This is a genomic window from Yoonia sp., assembly GCF_965660735.1.
Lineage (GTDB): Bacteria > Pseudomonadota > Alphaproteobacteria > Rhodobacterales > Rhodobacteraceae > Yoonia.
The window spans coordinates 24,138-49,079 of sequence record NZ_CBFIBD010000022.1 but is presented as its reverse complement, the minus strand read 5'-3'; the positions used below and the strand labels follow the sequence as shown (position 1 = coordinate 49,079).

The following is a 24,942-nucleotide window of genomic DNA, read 5'->3' as shown; positions in this document are numbered from 1 at the left end:
GGAGCATCGGAGAAAGTCCTATAGCAACTACTTTGCCGCCTCGTACGAGTTGGGGCGGGAACTCATGCACCGACTAGATGATCCACGCTCAGAAATTATAGTTGAGGCGTATGAGAAGTTTCAGAAAGCCAGTCCTGACTTCTTGCTGCATGCATCCCCGATCGCGATCATAATATCTGATGAGTTCTACAAACGCTTCCTTGCTCTGCGGGAAGCGGATCGCAACAGCTGGACGCCAGAAGGTAAACAGCACCTCGTAAAACAGCTGAGCGATGCGCTTGGCACGCTACGTGAACAGTTGAAATCGGAACTATTCTTAACCCAACCGAGATTTCAGTATGAGAGACTTCGGCATAGGATGGCGTGGAACAGGCTCAATAGAGGTGCAGAAGCATCCGATGAAGCTGTTGCTTCCGCCCAGCAAGACCAATGAATAAAAGCCCGCCCGGCATCGCCGGGCAGCGCCCGGACCTCCCCCATGGGGAGGGCGCTTCGCACCCACCCCGAGGTCCGTACGCAGCCCTCTGTTTCGATAGGAAAACCAAATGTCCCACGACATCGAAGACCTGCAAGTCACCTACCCCGGCGCGGGTACTTTCCGCTTTGGCGACGGGCCGGAACTTTGCCAGCATCTGATCGCCCTTGTCCGCAAAGGCAAGAAACGTGCGACCTGTGCGGCGGCGTCGGATTTTGCCGATGATCCCGACGCGATGCCCGTCGTGGGCCGCTGCGACATTGCCGCCAACTGGGATGGCACGCCCGCGCTGGTCATCCGCACCACGGGGGTTGAGGAAGTCCGCTTCTGCGACGTGACCGAAGCCATGGCGCTGGCCGAGGGCGAGGATGACAGCCTTGAGAAATGGCGCAAGGCGCACAAGGCCTATTTCAAGCGCAATGGCGGCTTCGACCCCGAAATGATGCTGGTGTTCGAACATTTCGAACTGGTCGAGGATCTGTCGGGCCGCGAACTCTAGCCGGCCCTACGGTCTTTCGCATTCCCGCGTAATCCGATAAGGCAGGTGCAACACAACATACGCTGGATATTTCGATGAAATTCACCCTTTCCTGGCTCAAGCATCACCTTGATACGACCGCCTCTGTTACGGATATCGCGGACGCCCTGACCGATCTGGGGCTAGAGGTCGAAGGCATCGAAAATCCCGCCGAACGGCTGGCGGATTTCACCATCGGCTATGTGCAGTCGGCAGAAAAACACCCCGATGCGGACAAGTTGAAGGTGTGTCAGGTCGAGACCGCAAACGGCCCCACGCAGATCATCTGTGGCGCGCCCAACGCGCGGGCAGGCATTACCGTCGTGATCGCGTCGCCCGGCACCTATGTGCCCGGCATCGACACGACGATTGGCGTGGGCAAGATCCGTGGCATCGAATCCTATGGCATGATGTGTTCCGAACGCGAAATGGAACTGTCCGAGGAACATGACGGTATCATCGAACTGCCCTCGGGCGAGGTCGGACAGAGCTTTGCCGACTGGCTCGCACAGAACGATCCGGCAACGGTCGATCCGGTCATCGAGATCGCGATCACCCCGAACCGCCCCGACGCGCTGGGCGTGCGCGGCGTTGCCCGCGATCTTGCCGCACGCGGGCTTGGCACGCTGAAACCACTGACGGTCGATCCGGTGCCCGCCAGTTTCACGTCTGATCTGAAAGTGTCCATTGATGACGATACGCTGGATGGCTGCCCGCTTTTCTGTGGTCGGTTGATCCGGGGTGTCAAGAACGGCCCAAGCCCAGCATGGCTGCAACAGCAGTTGCGCGCCATCGGGCTGCGCCCCATCAGTTTCCTTGTCGATGTGACGAACTGGTTTACCTATGACCTGAACCGCCCGCTGCATGTGTTTGACGCGGATAAGGTCGCCGGCAACCTGCGGGTGCATCGCGCCAAAGGTGGCGAAACCCTGACCGCGCTGGATGATAAAACCTACACGCTGCAAGCAGGACAGATGGTCATTTCCGATGACAACGGCGCCGAAAGCATCGCGGGGATCATGGGCGGGCTGGATACCGGCTGCACGATGGACACCGTCAACGTCTTTGTCGAAAGCGCCTATTGGGATCCCGTCCAGATCGCCTATGCGGGCCGTGCGCTGAAAATCAATTCCGACGCGCGTTATCGGTTCGAACGGGGCGTCGATCCGGCCTTTACCCCCGAAGGTCTGGAACATGCGGTGCGCATGATCGCCGACCACGCCGGTGGCGAAGTGTCGGAACTGATCCAGGCCGGGCAGGTGCCCGACACATCCCGTGCCTACAAGCTGGATGCCAAACGCGTGATTTCGCTGGTCGGCATGGATATCCCCGAAGCGACGCAGCGCGAAACGCTGACGGCGCTAGGGTTTCAACTGGAAGGCGACATGGCCCATGTTCCCAGTTGGCGCCCTGACGTGCAGGGCGAGGCCGATCTGGTGGAAGAGGTCGCGCGCATCGCGTCGCTGACCAAGCTGGTTGGCAAACCACTGGCGCGCACTGAACCGGGCGTGCCCAAGCCGATCCTGACGCCAGCGCAGGTGCGCCAGCAGGCCGCGAAACGGACGGCGGCGGCGCTGGGGTATAATGAATGTGTGACATACAGTTTTGTCGATGCGCAGGCGGCCACGCTGTTTGGCGGCGGCGATGACGCGACGATGCTGGAAAATCCGATTTCATCGGAAATGTCGCATATGCGCCCCAACCTTTTGCCCGGTCTTTTGCGCGCCGCAGCCCGCAATCAGGCGCGCGGTTTCACGGATATGGCCCTGTTCGAGGTCGGTGCCGGTTTCCACGGTGGCGAACCGGGTGAACAGCATATGCTGGTCACCGGCGTTCTGATTGGCAAGACTGGCCCAAAGAACGTGCATGGCACATCGCGCCCTGTCGATCTCTATGATGCGAAGGCCGATGCAGAGGCTGTGCTGGCCGCGATCAGTGCGCCGGCAAAGGTGCAGATCCTGCGCGGCGCCGAGGGCTGGTGGCATCCCGGTCGCCATGGCAAGATCTGCCTTGGTCCGAAAAAGGTGCTGGCGGTGTTCGGCGAATTGCACCCAAAGGTGCTGCAAGAGATGGATATCAAGGGCCCTGCCGTTGCTTTCACCATCTGGCCGGATGAAGTCCCGCTGCCGCGCAGCAAGACAACGACCCGGCCTGCACTGGCCGCGACGGATTTGCAGGCAGTCGAGCGCGATTTTGCCTTTGTTGTCGATGCGCAGGTCGAGGCGCTTGCGCTGGTGAATGCCGCCGCTGGAGCCGACAAGGCGCTGATCGCGGATGTGCGGGTGTTTGACGAATTCATCGGCGGCAGTCTGGGCGAGGGCAAGAAATCGCTGGCCGTCACGGTGCGGCTTCAACCCACAGACAAGACGCTGAAGGATACTGATATCGAAACCGTCAGCGCGAAGATCGTGGATAAGGTGACCAAGGCCACGGGCGGCGTCCTGCGCGGCTGAGGAGATTTCAAGGTTTTTGCAAAACCTTGGCCTCCGGCGGAGGTATTTTTGAACAGAAGAAGGGTAGGATCATGGCTGATGCCGAATTCTGGGACAAGGCCGCGCCAAAATATGCACAGTCGCCGATTTCGGATATCGGGGCCTATGAATATACCCTTGGCCGGACCCGCAGTTATCTGCGCCCGACCGATCACGTGCTGGAAATCGCTTGCGGGACGGGGTCAACCGCTGTGTTGCTTGCGCCTGACGTGGCAAGTTACCTTGCCACTGACATATCCCCCGAAATGATCCGTATCGCGCGCGGCAAGCTGCCGGTGGCGGGGGACGGCCTCACATTCGACGTCGCGGGCGATCTGCCGGAAAACGGGGCGTATGATGCGATCCTCGCGCATAGCTTGTTTCATCTTGTGCCGGACATGGAACGGCGCATGGCGCTGATATACGACCTGTTGACGCCCGGTGGACATTTCATTTCCAAGACTGCGACACTGAAAGGGCGCGGCCTGAAGTGGACACTGATCGGGGCTGTGATTCCAGTCGCGCAAATGCTGGGCAAAGCGCCCTATTTGCGAAAATTCAGTGCCGCCGAGTTGGAACAGACCGTACGCGATGCAGGGTTCGAGATTGTCGAAAGCGGTGATTTCGCGGCGCCCGCCCGCTATATCGTTGCGCGTAAACCGGGGGTGGCCAGCAAGGGATCAGGCGCTAATATTGAATGAATAAAAGGAGTATGACCAATGACACTGCAAATCTATCTGTCCGGTGAAATCCATACTGACTGGCGCGACCAGATCATTGCCGGGGCAGCAGGACTGGACCTGCAGTTCACGGGGCCGGTGACCGATCACGCGGCATCCGACGATTGCGGCGTGGCGATCATGGGCGCAGAGCCCGACAAGTTCTGGCACGATCACAAAGGCGCGAAGCTGAACGCGATCCGCACCCGCCACGGGATCGAGATGGCGGATATCGTCGTTGTCCGCTTTGGCGAAAAATACAAGCAGTGGAACGCGGCGTTCGATGCGGGCATGGCCGCCGCGTTGGGAAAATCATTGATCGTGATGCATCAGGACGAACACCAGCACCCCTTGAAAGAGGTGGATGCCGCGGCACTTGCCGTCGTGAAAGAGCCGCAGCAGGTTGTTGATATCCTGCGCTATGTGCTGGAAGGCACGCTGCCATAGCGCCCGCCCGTCTTTATGCAGGGCGCGGGGGGATGTTGCGTGCCTTGTCCACGGCGGGGCGCGCAAAGAAGCGGTCGACATAGGCAGGCACGTTTTTCAGGTCGTGATAACCCACGATATCCTTGGTGCCATAGAGTTCCAGCACGTTGATCCAGGGTGCGATCGCCATGTCTGCGATGGAATAGTCGCCCGCGATCCAGTCGCGCCCTTCCAGTTGTTTTTCGACCACGGCCAGCAGGCGTATTGCCTCGGCGCGATACCGGTCGCGGGGGCGGTCGTCGGGAATATCCTTGCCGGCGAATTTGAAAAAGAACCCCATCTGTCCCAGCATTGGGCCCAGCCCGCCCATCTGGAACATCAGCCATTGGGTGATCCGGGCCTTGTCGCTGGCCGTTTCACCAATGAATTTGCCGGTCTTTTCGGCCAGATACAGCAGGATCGCGCCGCTCTCGAATAGTCCGATCGGGCCATCGGGACCGTCGGGGTCAATGATGGCGGGGATCTTGTTGTTCGGGTTCAGCGAAAGGAACGCATCGCTTTTGACATCTGCATCGCTGAGCGTGACCAGATGCGGTTCATAATCCAGCCTCATTTCTTCCAGCGCGATGGATGCCTTGACCCCGTTAGGTGTCGGAAATGAATAAAGCTGGATAATGCCGGGGTTTTTCGCAGGCCAGCGTGCCGTGATCGGAAATTGTGACAAATCGGTCATCTTGGATGCCTCATCAGGGGTTTCAACGGCATGGATATTCTGCGCTGGCCGCAAAGAAAAGGCGTGGTCATGTGGGCTGATTTAGGTATGAGTGTGCGCAATCGCGCGAAAACCATTAATCGACATCTCAGACAATCCATCCGGAAACATAATCATGATTAAAGAATTCAAGGACTTCATCGCCAAGGGTAACGTCATGGACCTTGCCGTCGGGATTATCATCGGGGCTGCCTTTACCGCAATCGTGTCGAGCCTGGTAAAGGACCTGATCAACCCGGTCATCGGCTTGATCCTTGGTGGCGTCGATTTCACATCGATGTATGTGGTGCTGTCAGGTGATGTGCCCGCTGGTGTCGGCCTTGATGCCGCCCGCGAGGCTGGGGCGGCCGTTTTCGCCTATGGTGCGTTTCTGACAGCCTGCATCAATTTCCTGATCATCGCCTTCGTGGTATTCATGCTGGTCAAGGGCGTGAACAGATTGAAAGCCGCGAGCGAGACCCCGCAAGAGGCAGCGCCCGCAGCACCCAAAGGCCCGACCGAACTGGATATCCTGATCGACATCCGCGACACGCTGAAGAAATAGCGCCAGTCGCAGATCAATTAACAGGCCCGACATTTCCAGGCGGGCCTGTCTGGCCTTACGCCTTGAGCGCGTCGGAAGGTGTCATCACCTCAAGCCCCAGGGCGTTACCGACGGCGGCATAGGTCACGGCGCCCGTGTGCACGTTCAGACCGTTCAAAAGGTGCGGGTCATCTTTGCAGGCTTGCCGCCAGCCCTTGTCGGCAAGTGCCAGCATGAACGGCATGGTGGCATTGCCCAGTGCAATAGTCGATGTCCGGGCCACGGCGCCGGGCATGTTTGCCACGCAATAGTGCATGATGCCGTCAACCTCATAAATCGGGTCCTGATGAGTCGTTGCCTTTGACGTCTCGAAGCAGCCGCCCTGGTCAATCGCAACATCCACCAGTGCCGCACCCGGTTTCAGGTCGGCCAGTTGCGCGCGCGAAATCAGTTTGGGTGCTGCCGCACCGGGGATCAGCACGGCGCCGATGATCATATCCGCCGTGCGCGCCAGATCGATCGTGTTGCCGGCACTGGCATACGAAGTCTTGAAGGTGCCGCCGAACACATCGTCAAGATAGCGCAGACGCGGCAGGGACCGGTCCAGAACGGTGACATCCGCACCCATGCCTGCGGCAATCCGGGCGGCATGGGTTCCGACGACACCGCCACCGATCACGACGACCTGGGCAGGCCCCACACCGGGAACACCGCCCATCAGCACGCCGCGTCCGCCGTTTGCCTTTTGGAGGGTCCACGCGCCAACCTGCGGCGCCAATCGGCCCGCGACCTCGGACATGGGCGCCAGCAGGGGCAGGCCGCCGCGATCATCCGTGACGGTTTCATAGGCGATGCAGGTCGCGCCCGAGGCCATCAGATCGCGGGTTTGGTCAGGATCAGGGGCCAGATGCAGGTATGTGAACAGGATCTGTCCCTCGCGCAGCATCTTGCGCTCGAGGGGCTGGGGTTCCTTGACCTTGACGATCATGTCGGCGGTGGCGAATACATCTGCCGCAGTCCGGGCGATGTTTGCCCCGGCGGCGGTATAGTCTTCGTCAGTAAAGCCTGCGCCAATGCCTGCGCCTGTCTCAACCGTGACCGTGTGACCGTGGACGACGGCCTCGTGGGTGGCATTAGGTGTCAGGCCCACGCGAAATTCTTGTGGCTTGATCTCTTTCGGGCATCCGATGTGCATGGGTTTTCCTCCGCTCATGTGTCTTTCATCATCGGTGAGCGGCAGAGCAATTTTTGGGGTTTTCTCTTGGTTGTTTGCAGAAATATCGGTAGCTTCTTGCGTGATATGATTGTTTAGTCGGAAGATTGTGCAGGATATGGATATCGACAGCATTGATCGGCGAATCCTTCAGGTGTTGCAGCGCGAAGGCCGGATATCGAATGCAGACCTGTCAGAGCGGGCGAACCTGTCTGCGTCGGCCTGTCATCGCCGCGTGCAGCGGTTGGAAAAGGACGGCTATATTCGCGGCTATGTCGCGCTGGTCGATCCGCGCAAACTAGGGCGGCCGACGACCGTATTTGTGGAAATCACCCTGAGCGGTCAGGCAGACGAGGTGTTGGACGCATTCGAACGGGCCGTCGCATTGGTGCCGGATGTGCTGGAATGTCACCTGATGGCAGGCACGGCGGATTACCTGCTCAAGGTCGTGGCGGGCGATACCGAGGATTTTGCCCGCATCCATCGCCGCTATCTGGCGACACTGCCGGGGGTGGCGCAGATGCAGTCGTCATTCGCATTGCGGACCGTGCGCAATACAACGGCGTTGCCTGTATGACGCAGGGGGGATGTCTACGGGTTTTCCGCGCTGTCGTCTGGCCCCAGACCATAGGGCGCGGCAAGGTTCCACACGTGTTCCGGCACCATGTTCTTGACCTTGGCGGGTTCTTCGCGTTGCAGGTGCAGCACTGTTTCGGCTGCTTTCATTTCCAGCCGTGCGCGCGCAAATTCCAGGCCTCGCGGCCCGATCCGCGGCATCAGCCAGCCCATGATGCCGCGCATGAAATCCGGCATCCGGCGTAGCGGGAGACCGCCCGCCGCCAGCCGGGTGTTTTCGATAAATCCCTTGACCGCACCAACGCGATTGCCGCGTGATCCGGGCGCGGTCGTCCGCACTTCGGTTCCCAGTGCATCCAGCATGGCCTGGCCACGTGCATTGCGCACGATCAACCATTGGTCGCCTTCGCCGGCCATATAGCCCACGGTGATGTCTGCCAACCGGTTGGTGTAATCCACGCAGGTCCGGCAAGTCAGTGGGAAGAAATCGCGCGGCAGATCCGAAATGGGCAGCTTGAGAAACGGGATCAGCCGTTTCGTGCCATCGGTGAACCGCAGTTCCACGTGATAATCAGCGCGAAATTCCAGATAGGTGACGGTGTCGGGCACGTCGGTCAGCCGGGCCAGAAAGCCGTGAAAACTCTCGGTCGTGGTGTTGTCGGAACACGGCGTGCCGATCACGTAGATGCGGGTAAACCCCAATTTCGTCTCTAGCGCGCGCAGTGCGTAGATCTGGCAAGGGATGCCGATCACCGCGATCTTTTTGTGTCCGGCATCACGGGCCGGTTCAAGCAGCGCCAGCAGCGGGGCATAGCCCATGCGCATCCCGCGTGCCTCGGCCATATCGGCGGGGGCGGTGATGATCGCAGGCCGCGGGCGCCAGCGATCTTTGGCATCGGGCACCATCGTCAGCACCGCATCCACAGCCCCGGTTTCCAACAGCCTTTCGGCCAGCCGTGTGGTCAGCCCGGTCCATTGCGCCCCTTCGCGTGGCGGCTGCAAGGCGGCGCGATACATGGCCCCCGTCACGCCAAAGAACCGTTCATCCCCATCGGTTCGGGCGACCCGCCCATGGACCTGTGTTTCCAGCGCGGGATAGTCGGGTTTGATGAACTGGCAGGCCTTGCCGCAGGCCGCAGGGTCGGCCATGCGCGACACCCCGCAATCAGTGCAAAGGCCACGCGGTGCGGGTTCACGAAAGTCGGGGGGAGTTATCATGCCGCCAGCCTAGCGGGGCAGATGGCACTGTCCAGCATGAACTGCCGACCGCCCCCTTTCCCTTGCGCCACAGCCGCGTTAAAGGGGCGCAGTTGCAATCAAGGAGCCAGCCAATGGGCTACAGAATCGTCGTCGTCGGCGCCACGGGCAACGTGGGCCGCGAAATGCTGAACATCCTCGCGGAACGCCAGTTCCCCGTGGACGAAATTACCGCACTCGCTAGCCGTAAATCGCTGGGTTCCGAGGTCAGCTTTGGCGATGCCACCCTTAAAACCAAGGATCTGGATACCTTCGATTTCACTGGCTGGGATATGGCGCTGTTTGCGGTCGGTTCTGACGCCACCAAAATTTATGCGCCCAAGGCCGCCAAGGCGGGTTGCGTCGTTATCGATAATTCTTCGCTTTACCGCTACGATGCGGACGTGCCGCTGATCGTGCCAGAGGTGAACCCGCAGGCCATCCATGGCTATGCCAAGAAAAACATCATCGCGAACCCGAACTGTTCGACCGCGCAGATGGTCGTGGCTCTCAAGCCGCTGCACGATCGCGCGACGATCAAGCGGGTCGTGGTCAGCACCTATCAATCGGTGTCCGGCGCCGGCAAGGAAGGCATCGACGAACTGTGGGACCAGACAAAGTCGATGTATAACCCCACCGACGATAAACCGGCCAAGAAATTCACCAAGCAGATCGCCTTTAACGTCATCCCGCATATCGATGTGTTCATGGACAGCGGCGAGACAAAGGAAGAGTGGAAAATGGTCGCCGAGACCAAAAAGATCGTTGATCCCAAGATCAAGGTGACGGCCACCTGCGTGCGGGTTCCGGTCTTTGTCGGCCATTCCGAAGCGATCAATATCGAATTCGAGGACCATCTGGACGAAGATGAAGCCCGCGACATCCTGCGCGAGGCCCCCGGCGTCATGGTGATCGACAAGCGCGAAGACGGCGGCTATGTCACGCCGATTGAATGCGTGGGCGATTTTGCGACCTTTATCAGCCGCATCCGGCAGGACAGCACGATCGACAACGGTCTGAACCTGTGGTGCGTGTCTGACAACCTGCGCAAGGGTGCCGCGTTGAACGCGGTGCAGATTGCTGAGCTTTTGGGGCGCGAGTGCCTGAAAAAAGGCTGACACCCATCAGAACCGTTCTGGAAAGAGGCGCCTTTTGGTGCCTCTTTTTTATGTCTGCACCCTGCGCGGAAAATGACCGGACATTTCAATGCACAGGTGCAACAGATCGTACAAAGCGCTAGGATTCAGCTGAATTGCGCGAGGAGAATTGCCATGTTCCGCCCCCTTTTGACGATCAGCGTGATTGCGCTGACCACCCCCGCACATGCCGATACGATCATCGGGCTGGCGCGTGTAGATACCGTGACCATCTATCCCGGTCAGGCCACGGTTGCCCGCGACATTAGCCTTGGCTTGCCTGCGGGGCGACATGAGATTGTGGTGCCGGGTCTGCCGGAAAACCTTGATCCGCAGGGTCTGCGGCTTGTGGCCCCCGATGGTGTTCAGATCGGCGCGGTCAATCTGGCGCGAGGCCGGTTGCCCGTGACCCCCGATCAGGACCGGCCCGCCGTTGTTGCCGCGCGGGCCGATGTGGTCAGGCTGGAACAGGTGCTGCGCGATAGGGAAGCGGCCATTGCCGAAATCCGCCTGCGGGTGCAGGCCGCCAATGAACAGATCACGTTCCTGCAAAGCCTGAGCCAGGCCAGCGCGGGCGAAACGCTGACCGGCAGCACCATTGCCGACATTCAGGCGCTGGCGCAAATGGTGGGCACCGAAACCCTGCGTGTCAGGCAAGCCGCCTTTGCCGCCGAGCAAGAGGCCAAGGCCGCAGAGCGCGCGCGCGAGGATGACGTTCAGGCGTTGGAAGAGGCCAAGCAGGCGCTTGCGGCACTGCTCTCGCCTGAAACAGACGGATCGGTCCTGACCTTTACGGTGGAAACGGCCACCGCGCGCGATGTGACTGTCACCGCCAGCGCGATCGAAGGGTTCGCAACTTGGTCGCCGATCTATGATATGCGTCTGACCACCGGCGAAAATGCGGCGCTGACCCTTGAACGGTCGGTGGTCGTCAGCCAATCCACCGGACAGGACTGGCGGGATGTGAAACTGGTCCTGTCCACCGCCCGGCCCGGCGAACAGACCGCCCCGAGCGAGGTTTATTCCTATCCCCGCCGGATCGTTCCAGAGGACGAGCTGGAACGCCCGCGCCCGTTGGCGGATTCGTCCGGCGCGCTGCGCAGCAACGTGGCGCCTGCGCCCACGCAGTTGGCCGAAGCGGCCCCTTTCAAGGCCATCGCCGATTTCAGCGGTGCGAACGTGACCTACAGCTATCCTGGCACCGTCACGATCCGCAACGGGGTCGAGGATCTGCGCCTGCCGCTGGATACGCTGGAATTTGACGCCCGTGTCTGGGCCGAGGCCGCGCCAAGCCGTGACAACATTGCCTATCGCGTGGCCGCGTTCACCAATACCACAGCAGAGGTGCTGCTGCCCGGTCAGGCCCTGTTATATGCTGACGGCACGATGATCGGGTTCGATCAACTGCCATTGCTGGCCGCCGGGGCTGACGTGCAGATAGGCTTTGGTCCGCTGGATGGCATCCGCTTGACCCGCGCCATTCCTGGCAGGTCTGAAGGGGAAACCGGGGTGTTTTCCCGCGCGAATGAGTTTCGGGAAACTGTTCTGATCGGGGTGGACAATCTGACCGGGCAAGACTGGGATGTGCTGTTACGCGATGCAGTGCCTTATACTGAACAGGACGATCTGGAACTGACTGTCACCGCGACGCCACCCGTGACACGCATGGATCCCGACGGGCGGCGCGGTATTCTGGAATGGGACCTGTCGGTTCCTACGCAAACCAGACAAGAGGTGCGGTTGGATTATACGTTGAAATGGCCTGATGGCTACGTGCTGCGCTAACCACCCAATACGACCCATTTCAGGAAGTGTGAAACTCTTTGCGCAGGTCCATCGTGCCTTGGGGGTATCGAAGCAAAACCCACGGGAGTTGAGACACGATGAAACGCGCATTTTTACTATTCAGACTTTTGCCATTCATGCAGGCCGCGAATACCAATGCGGCCCCAATGGATGCCCCTGACCACGTCACGCGGGACGAGATACTGTCGCTGTTCGCCCATGATTTGCAGCGGATGCCGCGCCATTAGGCCCACTTGCCGCGCAAACTTAAAACGGGGCCTCGCAAGGCCCCGTTTTATCATTACATATTGGGGTAGTTTGGTCCATCACCGCCCTGTGGCACGGTCCAGTTGATGTTCTGGCTGGGGTCTTTGATGTCGCAGGTCTTGCAATGCACGCAGTTCTGAAAATTGATCACGAAACGCGGGTCCTTGCCCTCTTCGGTGACAAATTCATAGACGCCTGCGGGACAGTAGCGCGCAGATGGGCCTGCATATTTCGCCAAGTTCACGTTGACCGGCACATCAGGGTCAATCAGATGCAAGTGGGCTGGCTGGCTTTCTTCATGGTTGGTAAAACTGAAGGACACATTGGTCAGTCGGTCGAATGACAGCGTGCCGTCTGGCTTGGGATAGTCGATTGGTTTGTGCTTGCTGGCCTCTTCGGTCGCGGCGGCGTCAGATTTGCCATGCGCAAGCGTGCCCAGAACGCCGATGCCAAAGGTGTTCATCCACATGTCCAGCCCGCCAATGGCCAGCGATGCAGTCAGCCCGTATTTCGACCAGAGCGGTTTGACATTGCGCACCTTTTTCAAATCTTCGCCGATAGGGCCCTTGCGCACAGCGGCCTCATAACCGTCCAGCAGATCACCCCCGCGGCCCGCCTTGATCGCATCTGCCGCTGCATCGGCGGCCGCAATTCCTGACAGCATGGCGTTATGGTTGCCCTTGATGCGTGGCACATTGACCATGCCCGCCGCACAACCCAAAAGCGCGCCACCGGGGAATTCAAGCTGCGGCAGCGACTGGTAACCGCCCTCGGAAATGGCGCGCGCACCATAGGCGACGCGCTTGCCGCCCTTGAGCAGGTCCGCGACCATCGGATGATGCTTGAACCGCTGGAATTCCATGTATGGAAACAGATGCGGGTTCTTGTAGTTCAAATGCACGACGAAACCGACGTAAACCTGATTATTGTCAAGGTGATAAATGAATGACCCTCCGCCTGCATTGCTCTCCAGCGGCCATCCCATCGTGTGGGTGACGGTGCCGATCCGGTGCTTGGCGGGGTCGATTTCCCAGATTTCCTTCATGCCGAGGCCGTATTTCTGGACATCGGATTTCGCCGCGAGATCGTATTTCGCGATCACTTGCTTGGACAGCGACCCGCGCACGCCTTCGCCAAGGAAGACGTATTTGCCGTGCAGTTCCATCCCCGGTTCGTAGGACGGGCCGGGCGTGCCGTCGGGGTTCTTGCCGAACTCACCGGCGACCACGCCTTTCACTTCGCCGTTTTCGCCATAGACCAGTTCGGAACAGGACATGCCGGGGAAAATTTCAACGCCCATCGCCTCGGCCTGTTCGGCCATCCAGCGGCAGACGTTGCCCATGGACACGATGTAATTGCCGTGGTTGTTCATCAGCGGCGGCATGGTGAAATTGGGAATGCGTAACTGGCCGGCGGCACCCAGCATATAGAAATTGTCTTGCTTCACCGGCACGTTCAACGGCGCGCCTTTTTCTTTCCAGTCCGGCATCAGCGTGTTCAGACCAACGGGATCCAGCACTGCGCCTGACAGGATATGCGCACCGACCTCGGACCCTTTTTCCAACACCACGACATTCAGATCAGCATCTCTCTGTTTCAGCCGGATCGCCGCAGAAAGCCCCGCAGGCCCTGCGCCTACGATAACGACGTCATATTCCATTGCTTCGCGTTCAATCTGCGCCATGGTCGCATCCTTTGTTGGGTTGGGGCTATGCCCCCTTTTATTCGGTCGCACCAAGGGTTACCTGATGGCAGATTACGGGGCAATCAAGACACGACGTCAAAAACGCCTGTCGCGACAGCAAATCGCAGGCGGGCCTTGACTTTGATCCACCTCAATAGGCTATGAACGTCCGATTGGTAGTTTTCGATCCGGAAGGGAACGCACGATGGAAAAAATCCCACTGACCCGCGCTGGTTTCGACAAACTGGACGCGGAACTCAAGCATCTCAAGACTGTGGAACGCCCGGCGATCATCCGCGCCATTTCAGAGGCGCGTGAACATGGCGACCTGTCCGAGAACGCAGAGTATCATTCCGCCAAGGAAAAACAGTCCTTTATCGAAGGGCGCGTGAAAGAGCTTGAGGGCGTTATTTCGCTTGCCGACGTGATTGATCCGACCAAGCTGTCGGGCACGATCAAGTTCGGCGCGACCGTCGATCTGGTGGATGAAGACACCGACGAAGAGAAAACCTATCAGATCGTCGGCGAATACGAAGCCGACATTGAACGGGGCAAGCTGAACATGAAATCGCCTTTGTCACGCGCCTTGATCGGCAAGGACGAAGGTGACAGCGTCGAGGTGCGAACCCCCGGCGGTGTCCGCAGTTATGAAATTCTGAAAATCACGTTCAAGTAAGAAAGTGCGCATATAATGGCGCGGAATGACACGAGCGAAACAGGATCATCCGCTGGCGGGCTGGTTCGTGCGGACATCATAGGCGCGGCTCTGGCGATTGGCTGGGTCGTCGCGCTGGGGATGTTGCTGTGGTTGTCACCACCCGTTGTTGCCCCTTTTGACAGCATGGGCTTCCTGCTGATCCTGATTGCGGCATTCATGCCTCTGGGCTTGATTTGGGTCGCGGTGTACGCGGCACGGTCGTCGCGCGCGGCGCGGATGGAAACCTATCGGTTGCAGCAGGCTATCGACAAGATCCGCCAAGACCAGCTTGCTGAACGCGCGGCCAGAAAGGTGGAAACCTCGCGCGTGGAACAGCCGGTGACAGCGCCTGCGTCAGAGCTTTCTGTTGACACCGCGCAAGCGCCGACCCGATTTGCCTCGCGCCGCGAGGTGTCACGGCTGATCGTGCCGCAGCCGGCCCCGCAAATGCCCGCAGACCAGCCCAGCCTGTCACTGGATACGGCTGCATTGGATGAACGCCCGGCACTGGCGCGTGCCGACATGATCCGCGCGCTACATTTTCCCGATGACGAAAGCGATACCGAAGGATTTGCAGCGCTGCGTCGCGCCCTGCGTGACCGGGGCGCACGCAAGCTGGTGCAGGCCAGCCAGGATGTTCTTACACTGCTGTCACAGGACGGTATCTATATGGACGATCTGCGCACCGAGCCTGTGGGTGCCGACATGTGGCGGCGATTTGCCCAAGGGGAACGCGGTGCCGCTGTCGCCAAGCTGGGCACAGTGCGTGATGGCGATACGCTGGATGTCGCGACCGCCCGCATGCGCGAGGATACGATTTTCCGTGACGCGGTGCATCATTTCCTGCGCCGGTTCGATCAGATGCTGGTGATTTTCGAGGAACAGGCGACCGATACCGACATATTGGCCATGGCCGACACGCGCACAGCACGGGCATTTGTGCTGCTGGGGCGTGCGACGGGCACGTTCCGCTAAGCCATGTGGGAAATCTTTCTCAAGACTTTGCCGTTCTTCATGCTGATCGGATTGGGTTATGGGGCGGGACGCACCCGGTTTTTCACGCCCGAGGCGACGGCCTATCTGACCAAATTCGTCTTTTACTTCGCGCTGTCGGCCATGCTGTTCCGGTTTTCGGCAAACCTGTCGCTGGGGGACATTCTGGATTGGCCGTTCGTGTTGGCGTATCTGGGCGGGACCGCAGTGATTTACGTGCTGGCGACACTGGTGGCGATGTATCGCCGCCTGTCCGTCGCCGAAGCCGCGGTCGAGGCGCAATGTGCCGTGATCGGCAATGTCGGCTTTCTGGGGATCCCGATGCTTGTCCTGCTGCTGGGCGACGCGGCGATTGGCCCGATCATGATGGTGCTGGCGGTCGATTTGATCTTTTTCGGCAGCCTGATCGTGATTCTGATTACCGGATCACGCGGCGGTGGCGCATTGTGGCGGGTGCCGTTGACCGTCGGCATGGGTCTGTTGAAAAACCCGATGATCGTGTCGATCGTGTTGGGGCTACTGGTATCGGCAAATAACATTCCGATGCCGGGACCGGTAAACGAATTTATGACCTTGCTGGGGGCGGCCGCAACGCCCGGTGCTTTGTTTGCCATTGGTGCCTCGCTGGCTACGAAATCGGCTGAACGGGTGGTGGTGGCAGGCTGGCTGTCCTTTTGCAAGCTGGTGCTGCACCCGGCAGCCGTGGCAGTCGCGGCCTTGTTCGTGTTCGGCATTGCCCCTTATCCGGCGGGCGTGATGATCGCGGCGGCATCGTTGCCGGTGGCGGGCAACGTGTTCATGCTGGCGCAGCATTACGGGGTCGCACCCACGCGAGTTTCTGCGGCGATCCTGCTGTCGACGGCCGCCAGCATCGTGACCGTGTCGCTTGTCATTGCATGGGTGACATCGTTTTAAGGGTGCGTTAGCCATTGCGCCAAACCACAGGGGAGCATCATGCAGACAATTTCAGAAAACCGGTCTTTTGGTGGTACGCAGGGCGTGTATTCCCACGCATCCACCGCCTGCAACTGCGACATGACATTTGCCGTTTTCCTGCCAGAGGAAGCGGCCCACGGTCCGGTCCCTGTCTTGTGGTTTTTATCGGGCCTGACCTGCACCCATGAAAACGCCATGACCAAGGCAGGTGCACAGGCCTGGGCCGCCGAACAGGGCATCGCGCTGATCTTTCCCGACACCTCGCCACGGGGGACAGACGTAGCCAATGACGACGCCTATGATCTGGGGCAGGGCGCAGGCTTCTACATTGACGCGACAGAGAAACCCTGGGCCGAACATTACAAGATGTGGACTTACATCGCCGATGAATTGCCCGCGTTGCTGGGTGAAAACTTCCCCCTCGACATGGACCGCCAGTCGGTCTGCGGCCATTCAATGGGCGGACACGGGGCGCTGACCCTTGCGATGGCGCTGCCGGGCCGGTTCCGGTCGGTGTCGGCATTTGCCCCGATCTGCAACCCCACGCAAAGCGATTGGGGGCGCAAGCAATTCACGGCCTATTGGGGCGCTGATGAAAGTAAGTGGGGCCCGCATGATGCGACGCTGTTGATGCAGGGGCCCGGTTTCGACGGGCCGATCCTGATCGACACCGGCACGGATGATCAGTTTGGTGACCTGCTGGGCACACAAGCCTTTGCCGCCGCCATGGCTGCAAAACGCCAAGAAGGAACGATCCGCCTGCAAAAGGGTTATGATCATTCGTATTTCTTCATCTCGACCTTCATGGAAGACCACGTGGCCCTTCATGCTGAAGCGCTATACGCGTGATAGTCGCACCGAAGGAGCGCAAATGATATACGTTGATGCCGATGCCTGCCCGGTGAAGGCCGAGGTCGAACGCGTCGGCACGCGGCACAAGTTGCGGATCTTCGTTGTGTCAAACGGTGGCATCCGGCCCAGCCAGAACCCGCTGGTGGAAACGGTCGTGGTGCCCGACGGCCCCGACGTGGCCGACATGTGGATCGCGGATCGGGTCAAGGCGGGCGATGTGGTCATCACCGGCGACATCCCCCTTGCCGCACGTTGCATCGAAAACGGTGCGCTGGTGCTGAAACACAATGGCGAGGCGTTGACGCAGGCCAACATCGGAAACGTGCTGGCCACGCGCGATCTGATGGCCGATATGCGCGCCGCCGACCCGTTTCGCCAAGGCGGTGGCAAACCGTTCAGCAAGGCCGACCGCGCCCGGTTTCTGGATGCGCTGGAACGCGCGGTGCGCGCCGCTGCACGACAGGGATAGACAGGCGTGCGCGGTGCTGTCAGCACTTGTGACATGAACCGTTTGTCCAACATCTCTCCGACCACGCTGTGCGCGCTGTGCGCTGCGATTTCGGTGATCTTTCTCTCGATCAACGACGTGGCGATCAAATTCCTGAGCGGTGGTTACGCGCTGCATCAGGTGGTGCTCATCCGGTCGGTGATTGGGCTGATTGTCATTGTGGCGCTGATTGCGCCCTTTACCAGCGGCTGGGCGATCGCCCGCACCAAACGCCTGCCCATGCATCTGTTGCGCGGGCTTTGTGTTGTCTTTGCCAATATGATGTTTTTCCTTGGACTGGCCGCCATGGAACTGGCCGAGGCGGTGGCGATTTTTTTCATCAGCCCGCTGATCATCACACTGTTTTCGGTAATTTTTCTGGGCGAAACCGTGGGGCCGCGGCGCTGGGCCGCGATTGCGGTGGGGTTTGTCGGTGTGCTGATCATGATGCGCCCGGGCACACAAGCGTTTCAGCCCGCATCGCTGTTTCCGCTGGCGGCGGCATTTTTCTATGCGGGCCTGCACACGATGACCCGCCGGATTGGTGGCACGGAATCGGCGGTGACGATGGCGTTCTATATCCAGATCGTGTTCATCGTCGTTTGTCTGCTGATGGGGCTGGTCGTGGGTGATGGGCGGTTCGGCGACCAAAGCGATCCGTCGCTGGCGTTCTTGCTGCGGGCGTGGTCGTGGCCGGTGCCTGCCGATTATCCGATTTTCGTGCTGATCGGCGTTGGTATCGCGTTCGGCGGCTTTCTGATCAGCCAGGCCTACCGCGTGGCCGAGGCATCGCTGGTCGCGCCTTTTGAATACCTTGCCCTGCCGATGTCGGTGGTCTGGGGGATGCTGGTTTTCAACGAATTTCCCGTTGTGCTGGATTATCTGGGGATGGCGCTGATCCTTGGGGCGGGGTTGTTCTCGGTATGGCGCGAACGGGTGTTGGACAGCCCCGCTTTACAGCGACCGCTGCGCCGTTAAGGTGATCCGGAAAATATCAGAGGAAGCCCATGCCAGACGTCAACGCAGTGATTTTCGATATCGGCAATGTGCTGATAGAATGGCAGCCGGAACGCTTTTTTGACAGTGTGATCGGCCCCGACCGCCGGCGTGCGATGTTTGACGCAATTGACCTGCATGCCATGAACGACGCGGTGGACCGTGGCGCGCATTTTACGCAAACGGTCCATGCGATGGCCCATGCCAACCCGGCATGGCGCGACGAGGTGCTGATGTGGCACGACCGCTGGATCGATATGGCAAGCCCCGCGATTGATCATTCCGTCAGGCTTTTGCGTGCGCTGCGTGAAAACGGTGTGCCGGTCTTTGCCCTGACCAATTTCGGCATCCAGACCTTTGCGATTGCCGAACCGGTCTATCCTTTTCTGGGCGAGTTCGACCGCCGATATATCTCTGGGCATATGGGGGTGATCAAACCCGAAACGCGCATTTATGAAATGGTGGAACAGGATTGCGGGCTTGATCCATCCAGCCTGTTGTTTGCGGACGATCGTATCGACAATATCTATATCGCAGCAGACAGAGGCTGGCAGACGCATCTGTTTGACGGCCCGCAAGGCTGGGCAGACCGCTTGGTTGACGCAGGTCTGCTGACACAGGAGGCCGCACAATGACCGTGATGATCCCGTTTGAGCAAGGCGAGGCACATCTTGACTGGCTGGCCCTGACCGATGCGCTGGCGGGCGGGCATGATTTGCCGCGGGCCGAAGTGGCGGATGTGTTCCTCTACGAAGGCGAAAACACCTTGCTGAACCGTTCGGCATGGATTGCGGGCATGGGTCTGGCGGTGAAATGCGCCACGATTTTTCCCGGCAACCGGGCGCAGGGTAAACCGGCCATTGGCGGCGCGGTGAACCTGTTTTCGGGGCAGGACGGCACGCTGGAGGCGATCCTTGATTTTCATCTCGTGACGAAATGGAAGACCGCCGGTGATAGCCTTTTGGCCGCCCGCCGGCTTGCCCGGCCTGACAGTCGCAAGATTTTGATCGTGGGGGCGGGCACCGTGGGCCATTCGCTTTGGCAGGCCTATGGCGCCGCCTTTTCCGGGGCGCAATTCACCATCTGGAACCGGTCGCCTGACGGGGCTGCGGCCTTTGCCGCCGCGCATCCGGGGGTTGCCATCGCTGATGAGCTGGAAACGGCTGTGCGCGCCGCCGACATCGTGACAGCGGCGACGATGACGACGGAACCCATCATCAACGGCGACTGGTTGCAACCGGGCCAGCACATCGACCTGATCGGCGCCTACCGTCCCGACATGCGCGAGGCGGATGATGCCGCGTTGCAACGGGCGCGCATTTTCGTGGATAGCCGAGAGACGACGATCGGTCATATCGGCGAGCTGAAAATCCCCATCGCTGCCGGTGTGATTGCTGAAAATGATGTTGTGGCCGATTTTTATGCGCTGGATGCATTCCAGCGGCAAGATTCTGCTGAAATCACGCTTTTCAAGAATGGCGGTGGCGCACATCTTGATTTGATGACCAGCCGCTACATTCTCGATACATGGATGGCGCGCTAGGCCGGAACATCAGGTGTTAGCGCGCTGATGGTTCAGAGAGGGACTTCACAGGGGTGTCGTATGTCTTTGTGATAGCGTTTGGCGCGGTTGCGCTGGTCATCGCGCCTTGGGCCCGAGAGTGGCTGCGCGCGCCTGTTCGGGCGGCGGACAGGCAAGGGACCGAGGGTGATTTTGCGCAACTTTCACAAGGTGTGACTCATTTTCGCTGGATCGGGCCGGTGCGTGGGCCTGTCGCGGTGATCATTCACGGGCTGACCACGCCTTCCATTGGGATGGAACCGTTGGCGCGCGGCCTGGGTGGCTTGGGCTATCGGGTGCTGATCTACGATCTATATGGGCGCGGCTTGTCCGATGCGGCGACGGGCGTGCAGGACCGACACTTTTTTCTGCGGCAGCTGTCCGACCTGCTTGCGGATCAGAAAACGGGTGGGAATATCACGTTGGTGGGCTATTCCATGGGCGGTGCGATTGCCACGGCCTTTGCCACCGAAAATCCCGAGCGGATCAAACGCGTGGTCATGGTGGCCGGGTCGGGCATCATGCTGAATGAAAGCAGATTGATCCGTTTTTGCCGCAGCGTGCCCATTTTGGGTGATTGGCTGCACGGCATTGCCGGTGCCCGCCAGATCCGAGGGGCGATTCCCGCCCGCGCCCGTCAGCCGGACATCAGCCATATCCTGTTGGCCCAGCGGCAGGAATTGAACCGTCGGGGGTTCCTGCCGGCGGTCTTGTCCAGCAGGCGGGCAATGCTGTCAGAGGTTCAGGAAAACGAACACCGCAGCCTGGCGCGCAAGGCCATCCCTGTCGTCGCAATTTGGGCCGAACAGGATCAGGTGATCCCTCTCACGGCCCTGGAACTGCTTGTGCAATGGAACAGGACAGCGCGCCAGCATGTTGTAAAGGGCGCGACGCACGCGCTGCCGTACACCCACAGCGAACAGGTTGTCGATGCGATCCGCATTGCCCTGCGCGAGTGACCAGCCCAAAATGAAGAGGGTTTGCGGCCACCGCTTTTCAACGCAGGGCAGGCGCGCTATCCCTTTGATATGACCATACAAGAGGTATATGCCGCCGCCGTTGATGCAGGCACGCTTTGCCCGGATGACGCGCAGCTTGCCGTTCTGCCGGAATTGGAACGTGTGCGCGCTGCACTTGCCGAACCGGTGAAAAAGGCGGGGATTTTTCGCAAGGCACCGCCGCCAATTCCAGGATTATATATGTGGGGCGGGGTCGGGCGCGGCAAATCCATGCTGATGGATTTGCTTTACGAACAGGTCAGCGCCCCCAAGCAGCGCCGCCATTTTCATGCCTTCATGCAGTGGGTGCATTCCGAAATGAACGCAGCCCGCAAGCGGGGCGTCGATGATGCCATCGCCCCGGTCGCGGCCAAGCTGGCGGGCGATGTCCGTTTTCTGGCCTTTGACGAAATGCAGATCAGCGATATCACGGACGCCATGATCGTGGGCCGCCTGTTCGAGGCGCTGTTCGCCGCAGGGGTTGTGGTTGTCACGACGTCGAACCGGCACCCCGATGATCTGTACAAGAACGGGCTGAACCGGCAGCTGTTCCTGCCGTTCATCGACCTGCTCAAGCATCACATGGTGGTGCATGAACTGACCAGCGATACCGATTACCGGCAGGACCGTCTGACTGGTCAACAGACCTATTTCACCCCGATCAACGCAGAAACGCGAACCGCTATCGCCCAAATCTGGCACGATCTGAGCGGGGGGAAATCCGAACCGCTGGTGCTGCACGTCAACGGCCGGCAGGTGGAATTGCCAAGGTTCAGCAACGGCGTTGCGCGCGCCACTTTCTATGACCTGTGCGGCAGGCCGCTGGGGCCTGCTGATTATCTGGCGTTGGCTGATGCTGTGCGGGTGCTGATCGTGGATGAAATTCCACAGCTGTCGCGCCGGAACTACAACGAATCCAAACGTTTCGTTACGCTGATCGACGCGCTGTACGAAGCGAAGGTCAAACTGATCTGCAGCGCCGCCGCCGCGCCTGAAATGCTTTATGTCGAAGGCGAAGGAACGTTCGAGTTTGAACGCACGGCGAGCCGGTTGCGCGAAATGCAGTCAGAAGGCTGGGGTCGTTAGAACCGTTCCGCCCGCAGCACGTGGGCATCGGTGATGCTGACAACGCCGATATGTTTCTCTACCACCGAAAAGGCTGCTTCCAGCAACCCGTCCAGCCGCTCGGGCCTGATCAGGCAGACAAAGGCGACCATGCCGGCCCGACCAACCTGTCCTTCGCGGGTCCATTTCCCTGACCGTCCGGAACCGCCCAGCACCGGCAGGATCGTGTAGCCCGTGACACCGGCGTCGTTCAGAACCTGCGCCAGCCGTCGTTCCAGCGGTGCTTCGATCACGATTTCCACGCGTTTGGCGATATGTGTGTCCATGTCAGCCTCCGGTCATGAACTGAGCCGCGGCAAGGTATAGCGGAATGCCCAGCGTCAGGTTGAAAGGGAATGTCACGCCCAGTGACAGTGTCAGATAAATCGAAGGGTTCGCCTCTGGCAGGGCGACGCGCATGGCGGCGGGCACGGCGATGTAGCTGGCCGATGCGGCAAGCACCATCAACAGCACAATCCCGCCCAGCGACAGCCCGATCAACATGCCCAGCCCCAGCCCGATGCCCGATCCGATCAGCGGCATGGCAATGGCAAAACCGATCGCCCCGATGCCAAGCACACCCTTGGACTGGCGCAAACCACGCCCGGCGATCAGCCCCATATCCAGCAGAAACAGGCATAGCACGCCCTTGAAGGGCGATACGATAAAGGCACTGATTTCCTTAAGCCCCTTTTCGCCGGTGATTGCCCCGATGGCAAACGACCCGACCAGCAGAACAATCGACCCGTTCAGCAGAATTTCCCGCATCAGGCCCGGTTCCATCCGCCCCGACCCGCCGCTGCGTGCCACCAGCCATAGTGCGGACAGGATCGCCGGGGCTTCCATCACGGCGGCGACGGCGACCATATACCCCTCGGCATCGATCAACCGACCCTGTAAGATAGAGGTTGCCGCGACAAAGGTCACAATGCTGATCGACCCGTAGTGTGCAGCGACCGCAGCGGCGTCGGTGGTGTTCAGTCCCGTCATCATGCGCAGCAGTGCAAAGGCAATCAGCGGCAGTCCGAATGACAGGACCAGTCCGGCAACCAGCGACAGGATCAGCGTGGCATCGACCCCATGTGCGCTGACCGCCACGCCGCCCTTGAACCCGATGGCGAACAGCAGATAAATCGACATGCCCTTGGCGACGGCCTCGGGGATGGTCAGGTCAGAGCGGGCAAGGGCAGCGGCCATGCCAAGTGCAAAGCTCAGGATGATGGGCGATATTAGGTTGGCCCCGGCAAGCGATAATATCTCGGTCATGGCGCCCCCGGACCCTGGCGATCAAAACGCGACAAAGCGCTGGCTGGCCGGATCGTATGCCTCCAGCCCGCCGTCGCTGATACTGTTCCACAGCCCGTGAAGTGACAAATGGTCATCCTCGACGGCCTGCCTGACAAACGGAAAAGTCATCAGGTTTTCCAGCGAAATCAGAACCGATGCCTTTTCCAGTGCCCGCTTGCGGGTCGCGTCATCGCCATCGGGCAACTGGTCATAGCCGGGGCGCAGAATATCCATCCAGCGGCCCACGAAACTGCTGGTTTTTTCCAGTTGCGGGGCGTTGCCCGCGCACATCTCATAACAGCCCTCGACCCCGCCACACCCCGAATGGCCCAACACGATCAGATGTGCGACCTTAAGCGTCGTTACCGCATATTCGACCGCAGCGGAGGTGCCGTGATATTCCCCGTCGGGATTATACGGCGGCACAAGGTTCGCGATATTCCGGTGGATAAAGAACTCGCCCTGATCGGCCCCGAAGATTGCCGTGACATGGACACGGCTGTCACAGCATGAAATCACCATGGCGCGCGGGTGCTGGCCTTCTTCGGCCAGATGGCGATACCAGCTTTTGTTCTCGGCATAGGTTGTTGCCTTCCAGCCGTGGTAACGGGTGACCAGATAACTGGGAAGGGGACGTGCATGTTTCATGGGCCGGACCTGTTTTGGCTTTGACCGTAGATACGTCGCATTTTCTTGAATTTCGAGAGATAATTCAGTTCGGCTTCAACCTTCTGGGAACTTTCATTGGCTAGATATGTGGTTATGGAAAATAACATATCTCATATCGGGTTGCTCTGGCCGGCTGATCCTGCGGTAATTGTCTTGCGTTGCCCTGACTTGCTGCATTTTGACCCTGCGCCAATGCAACGGCTGTTTGTGGAAAAAGACCCAGCCGTCGCAGAGGATCTGATTTGCCGCATTTTGGAAGACATCGCGCACGGGCTGGACGCATTGCAGCAAGGTCTGGAAGACTGCAGCTTTCAGACCATGCTGAAACCGGCCCGTCGCATTGGGCTGGTCGCCGATCAGATCGGTCTGACCGAAGTATCCGTTGCAGCCTATCACGTAGTCACCTGCCTGTCTCAGGCGGATGGTGTCGCGCTGGAGGCGACGCTGGCCCGGCTAGAACGCGGTTTTGATGTCGGCGTGTCCGAGGTTTGGAATTTTCGCGATAGCGGTTGACGGGGCTTGCGGCCCATGGGTGGGGTTGTAGTCTGACCGCGCAAACAAC

28 protein-coding genes are annotated in these 24,942 nt (G+C 59.8%); 21 read left to right on the top strand and 7 right to left on the bottom strand.

Going from position 1 to position 24,942, the window contains the following annotated elements:
- The 5 genes from ACTG4B_RS09770 to ACTG4B_RS09750 all read left to right on the top strand — a co-directional run.
- Positions 1-433: hypothetical protein (locus ACTG4B_RS09770; protein ID WP_439155507.1), on the top strand; the 433-nt coding region annotated here is incomplete at its 5' end.
- Positions 434-545: 112 nt separating this feature from the next.
- Positions 546-974: an ASCH domain-containing protein gene (locus ACTG4B_RS09765; RefSeq protein ID WP_439155506.1), complete on the top strand. Its 429-nt coding sequence runs from the start codon at positions 546-548 to the stop codon at positions 972-974.
- A 74-nt stretch (positions 975-1,048) separates the two neighbouring features.
- Complete coding sequence (pheT, locus tag ACTG4B_RS09760; RefSeq protein WP_439155505.1) at positions 1,049-3,445, top strand: phenylalanine--tRNA ligase subunit beta; 2,397 nt, start codon at positions 1,049-1,051, stop codon at positions 3,443-3,445.
- Positions 3,446-3,516: 71 nt separating this feature from the next.
- Complete coding sequence (locus tag ACTG4B_RS09755) at positions 3,517-4,164, top strand: class I SAM-dependent methyltransferase (RefSeq protein ID WP_439155504.1); 648 nt, start codon at positions 3,517-3,519, stop codon at positions 4,162-4,164.
- 18 nt (positions 4,165-4,182) lie between these two features.
- Positions 4,183-4,629, top strand: coding sequence for a YtoQ family protein (locus ACTG4B_RS09750; RefSeq protein ID WP_439155503.1), 447 nt, complete (start codon positions 4,183-4,185; stop codon positions 4,627-4,629).
- A 13-nt stretch (positions 4,630-4,642) separates the two neighbouring features.
- Here the strand turns inward: ACTG4B_RS09750 and ACTG4B_RS09745 are convergent, their stop codons facing one another.
- Positions 4,643-5,341 (bottom strand): glutathione S-transferase family protein, encoded by a 699-nt coding sequence (locus tag ACTG4B_RS09745; RefSeq protein ID WP_439155502.1) that lies wholly within the window; start codon positions 5,339-5,341, stop codon positions 4,643-4,645.
- A 154-nt stretch (positions 5,342-5,495) separates the two neighbouring features.
- Here ACTG4B_RS09745 and mscL point away from each other — a divergent pair, with 154 nt between their 5' ends.
- Complete coding sequence (gene mscL, locus ACTG4B_RS09740; RefSeq protein WP_439155501.1) at positions 5,496-5,924, top strand: large conductance mechanosensitive channel protein MscL; 429 nt, start codon at positions 5,496-5,498, stop codon at positions 5,922-5,924.
- A 55-nt stretch (positions 5,925-5,979) separates the two neighbouring features.
- Here the strand turns inward: mscL and ald are convergent, their stop codons facing one another.
- A complete protein-coding gene (gene ald / locus ACTG4B_RS09735) occupies positions 5,980-7,098 on the bottom strand; it encodes an alanine dehydrogenase (RefSeq protein WP_439155512.1) in 1,119 nt (372 codons plus the stop codon).
- Positions 7,099-7,234: 136 nt separating this feature from the next.
- Between ald and ACTG4B_RS09730 the strand changes: the two genes are divergently transcribed.
- Complete coding sequence (locus tag ACTG4B_RS09730; protein ID WP_439155500.1) at positions 7,235-7,693, top strand: Lrp/AsnC family transcriptional regulator; 459 nt, start codon at positions 7,235-7,237, stop codon at positions 7,691-7,693.
- 14 nt (positions 7,694-7,707) lie between these two features.
- Here ACTG4B_RS09730 and ACTG4B_RS09725 read toward each other — a convergent pair whose 3' ends face one another.
- Positions 7,708-8,910, bottom strand: coding sequence for a Coenzyme F420 hydrogenase/dehydrogenase, beta subunit C-terminal domain (locus ACTG4B_RS09725; protein ID WP_439155499.1), 1,203 nt, complete (start codon positions 8,908-8,910; stop codon positions 7,708-7,710).
- Positions 8,911-9,023: 113 nt separating this feature from the next.
- Here ACTG4B_RS09725 and ACTG4B_RS09720 point away from each other — a divergent pair, with 113 nt between their 5' ends.
- The 3 genes from ACTG4B_RS09720 to ACTG4B_RS09710 all read left to right on the top strand — a co-directional run bounded on the left by ACTG4B_RS09720 (position 9,024) and on the right by ACTG4B_RS09710 (position 12,097).
- Positions 9,024-10,046: an aspartate-semialdehyde dehydrogenase gene (locus ACTG4B_RS09720; RefSeq protein ID WP_439155498.1), complete on the top strand. Its 1,023-nt coding sequence runs from the start codon at positions 9,024-9,026 to the stop codon at positions 10,044-10,046.
- A gap of 153 nt (positions 10,047-10,199) precedes the next feature.
- Entirely contained in the window at positions 10,200-11,849 is a 1,650-nt protein-coding gene (locus ACTG4B_RS09715; protein ID WP_439155497.1) for a DUF4139 domain-containing protein, read from the top strand.
- A 98-nt stretch (positions 11,850-11,947) separates the two neighbouring features.
- Positions 11,948-12,097 carry a hypothetical protein gene (locus tag ACTG4B_RS09710; RefSeq protein WP_439155496.1) on the top strand — a complete coding sequence of 50 codons (150 nt, stop codon included), beginning with the start codon at positions 11,948-11,950 and terminating at the stop codon, positions 12,095-12,097.
- A 53-nt stretch (positions 12,098-12,150) separates the two neighbouring features.
- Here ACTG4B_RS09710 and ACTG4B_RS09705 read toward each other — a convergent pair whose 3' ends face one another.
- The gene (locus ACTG4B_RS09705; protein ID WP_439155495.1) at positions 12,151-13,800 is read right to left on the bottom strand and encodes an electron transfer flavoprotein-ubiquinone oxidoreductase; all 1,650 of its coding nucleotides are present in this window, start codon (positions 13,798-13,800) and stop codon (positions 12,151-12,153) included.
- A gap of 205 nt (positions 13,801-14,005) precedes the next feature.
- On the opposite strand from ACTG4B_RS09705, the gene greA reads away from it, so the two are divergent.
- From greA to zapE, 10 genes are all read left to right on the top strand, one after another.
- Positions 14,006-14,476, top strand: coding sequence for a transcription elongation factor GreA (gene greA / locus ACTG4B_RS09700; RefSeq protein ID WP_439155494.1), 471 nt, complete (start codon positions 14,006-14,008; stop codon positions 14,474-14,476).
- A gap of 15 nt (positions 14,477-14,491) precedes the next feature.
- Positions 14,492-15,472 carry a hypothetical protein gene (locus tag ACTG4B_RS09695; protein WP_439155493.1) on the top strand — a complete coding sequence of 327 codons (981 nt, stop codon included), beginning with the start codon at positions 14,492-14,494 and terminating at the stop codon, positions 15,470-15,472.
- Between the two features lie 3 nt (positions 15,473-15,475).
- The gene (locus ACTG4B_RS09690) at positions 15,476-16,405 is read left to right on the top strand and encodes an AEC family transporter (protein WP_439155492.1); all 930 of its coding nucleotides are present in this window, start codon (positions 15,476-15,478) and stop codon (positions 16,403-16,405) included.
- A 39-nt stretch (positions 16,406-16,444) separates the two neighbouring features.
- Positions 16,445-17,275, top strand: a complete 831-nt coding sequence (fghA, locus tag ACTG4B_RS09685; protein ID WP_439155491.1) for an S-formylglutathione hydrolase — start codon at positions 16,445-16,447, stop codon at positions 17,273-17,275.
- A 22-nt stretch (positions 17,276-17,297) separates the two neighbouring features.
- Positions 17,298-17,747: a YaiI/YqxD family protein gene (locus ACTG4B_RS09680; protein ID WP_439155490.1), complete on the top strand. Its 450-nt coding sequence runs from the start codon at positions 17,298-17,300 to the stop codon at positions 17,745-17,747.
- A 33-nt stretch (positions 17,748-17,780) separates the two neighbouring features.
- Entirely contained in the window at positions 17,781-18,743 is a 963-nt protein-coding gene (locus tag ACTG4B_RS09675) for a DMT family transporter (protein ID WP_439155489.1), read from the top strand.
- 29 nt (positions 18,744-18,772) lie between these two features.
- Positions 18,773-19,396, top strand: coding sequence for an HAD family hydrolase (locus ACTG4B_RS09670; RefSeq protein WP_439155488.1), 624 nt, complete (start codon positions 18,773-18,775; stop codon positions 19,394-19,396).
- Positions 19,393-20,304 (top strand): ornithine cyclodeaminase family protein, encoded by a 912-nt coding sequence (locus ACTG4B_RS09665; protein WP_439155487.1) that lies wholly within the window; start codon positions 19,393-19,395, stop codon positions 20,302-20,304. Before ACTG4B_RS09670 ends, ACTG4B_RS09665 begins: the two co-directional genes overlap by 4 nt.
- A 53-nt stretch (positions 20,305-20,357) precedes the next feature.
- Positions 20,358-21,281: an alpha/beta fold hydrolase gene (locus ACTG4B_RS09660; protein WP_439155486.1), complete on the top strand. Its 924-nt coding sequence runs from the start codon at positions 20,358-20,360 to the stop codon at positions 21,279-21,281.
- A gap of 69 nt (positions 21,282-21,350) precedes the next feature.
- Positions 21,351-22,406, top strand: coding sequence for a cell division protein ZapE (zapE, locus tag ACTG4B_RS09655; RefSeq protein WP_439155511.1), 1,056 nt, complete (start codon positions 21,351-21,353; stop codon positions 22,404-22,406).
- Here the strand turns inward: zapE and ACTG4B_RS09650 are convergent.
- From ACTG4B_RS09650 to ACTG4B_RS09640, 3 genes are read right to left on the bottom strand one after another with little or no spacing between them, the layout of a single operon-like run.
- Positions 22,403-22,711 carry a P-II family nitrogen regulator gene (locus ACTG4B_RS09650; protein WP_439155485.1) on the bottom strand — a complete coding sequence of 103 codons (309 nt, stop codon included), beginning with the start codon at positions 22,709-22,711 and terminating at the stop codon, positions 22,403-22,405. The genes zapE and ACTG4B_RS09650 overlap by 4 nt on opposite strands.
- Position 22,712: 1 nt before the next feature.
- Entirely contained in the window at positions 22,713-23,690 is a 978-nt protein-coding gene (locus ACTG4B_RS09645) for a sodium-dependent bicarbonate transport family permease (RefSeq protein ID WP_439155484.1), read from the bottom strand.
- A 21-nt stretch (positions 23,691-23,711) separates the two neighbouring features.
- Positions 23,712-24,359, bottom strand: a complete 648-nt coding sequence (locus ACTG4B_RS09640) for a carbonic anhydrase (protein ID WP_439155483.1) — start codon at positions 24,357-24,359, stop codon at positions 23,712-23,714.
- Between the two features lie 213 nt (positions 24,360-24,572).
- Here ACTG4B_RS09640 and ACTG4B_RS09635 point away from each other — a divergent pair, with 213 nt between their 5' ends.
- Positions 24,573-24,893 carry a hypothetical protein gene (locus tag ACTG4B_RS09635; RefSeq protein ID WP_439155482.1) on the top strand — a complete coding sequence of 107 codons (321 nt, stop codon included), beginning with the start codon at positions 24,573-24,575 and terminating at the stop codon, positions 24,891-24,893.
- Positions 24,894-24,942: the final 49 nt, after the last annotated feature.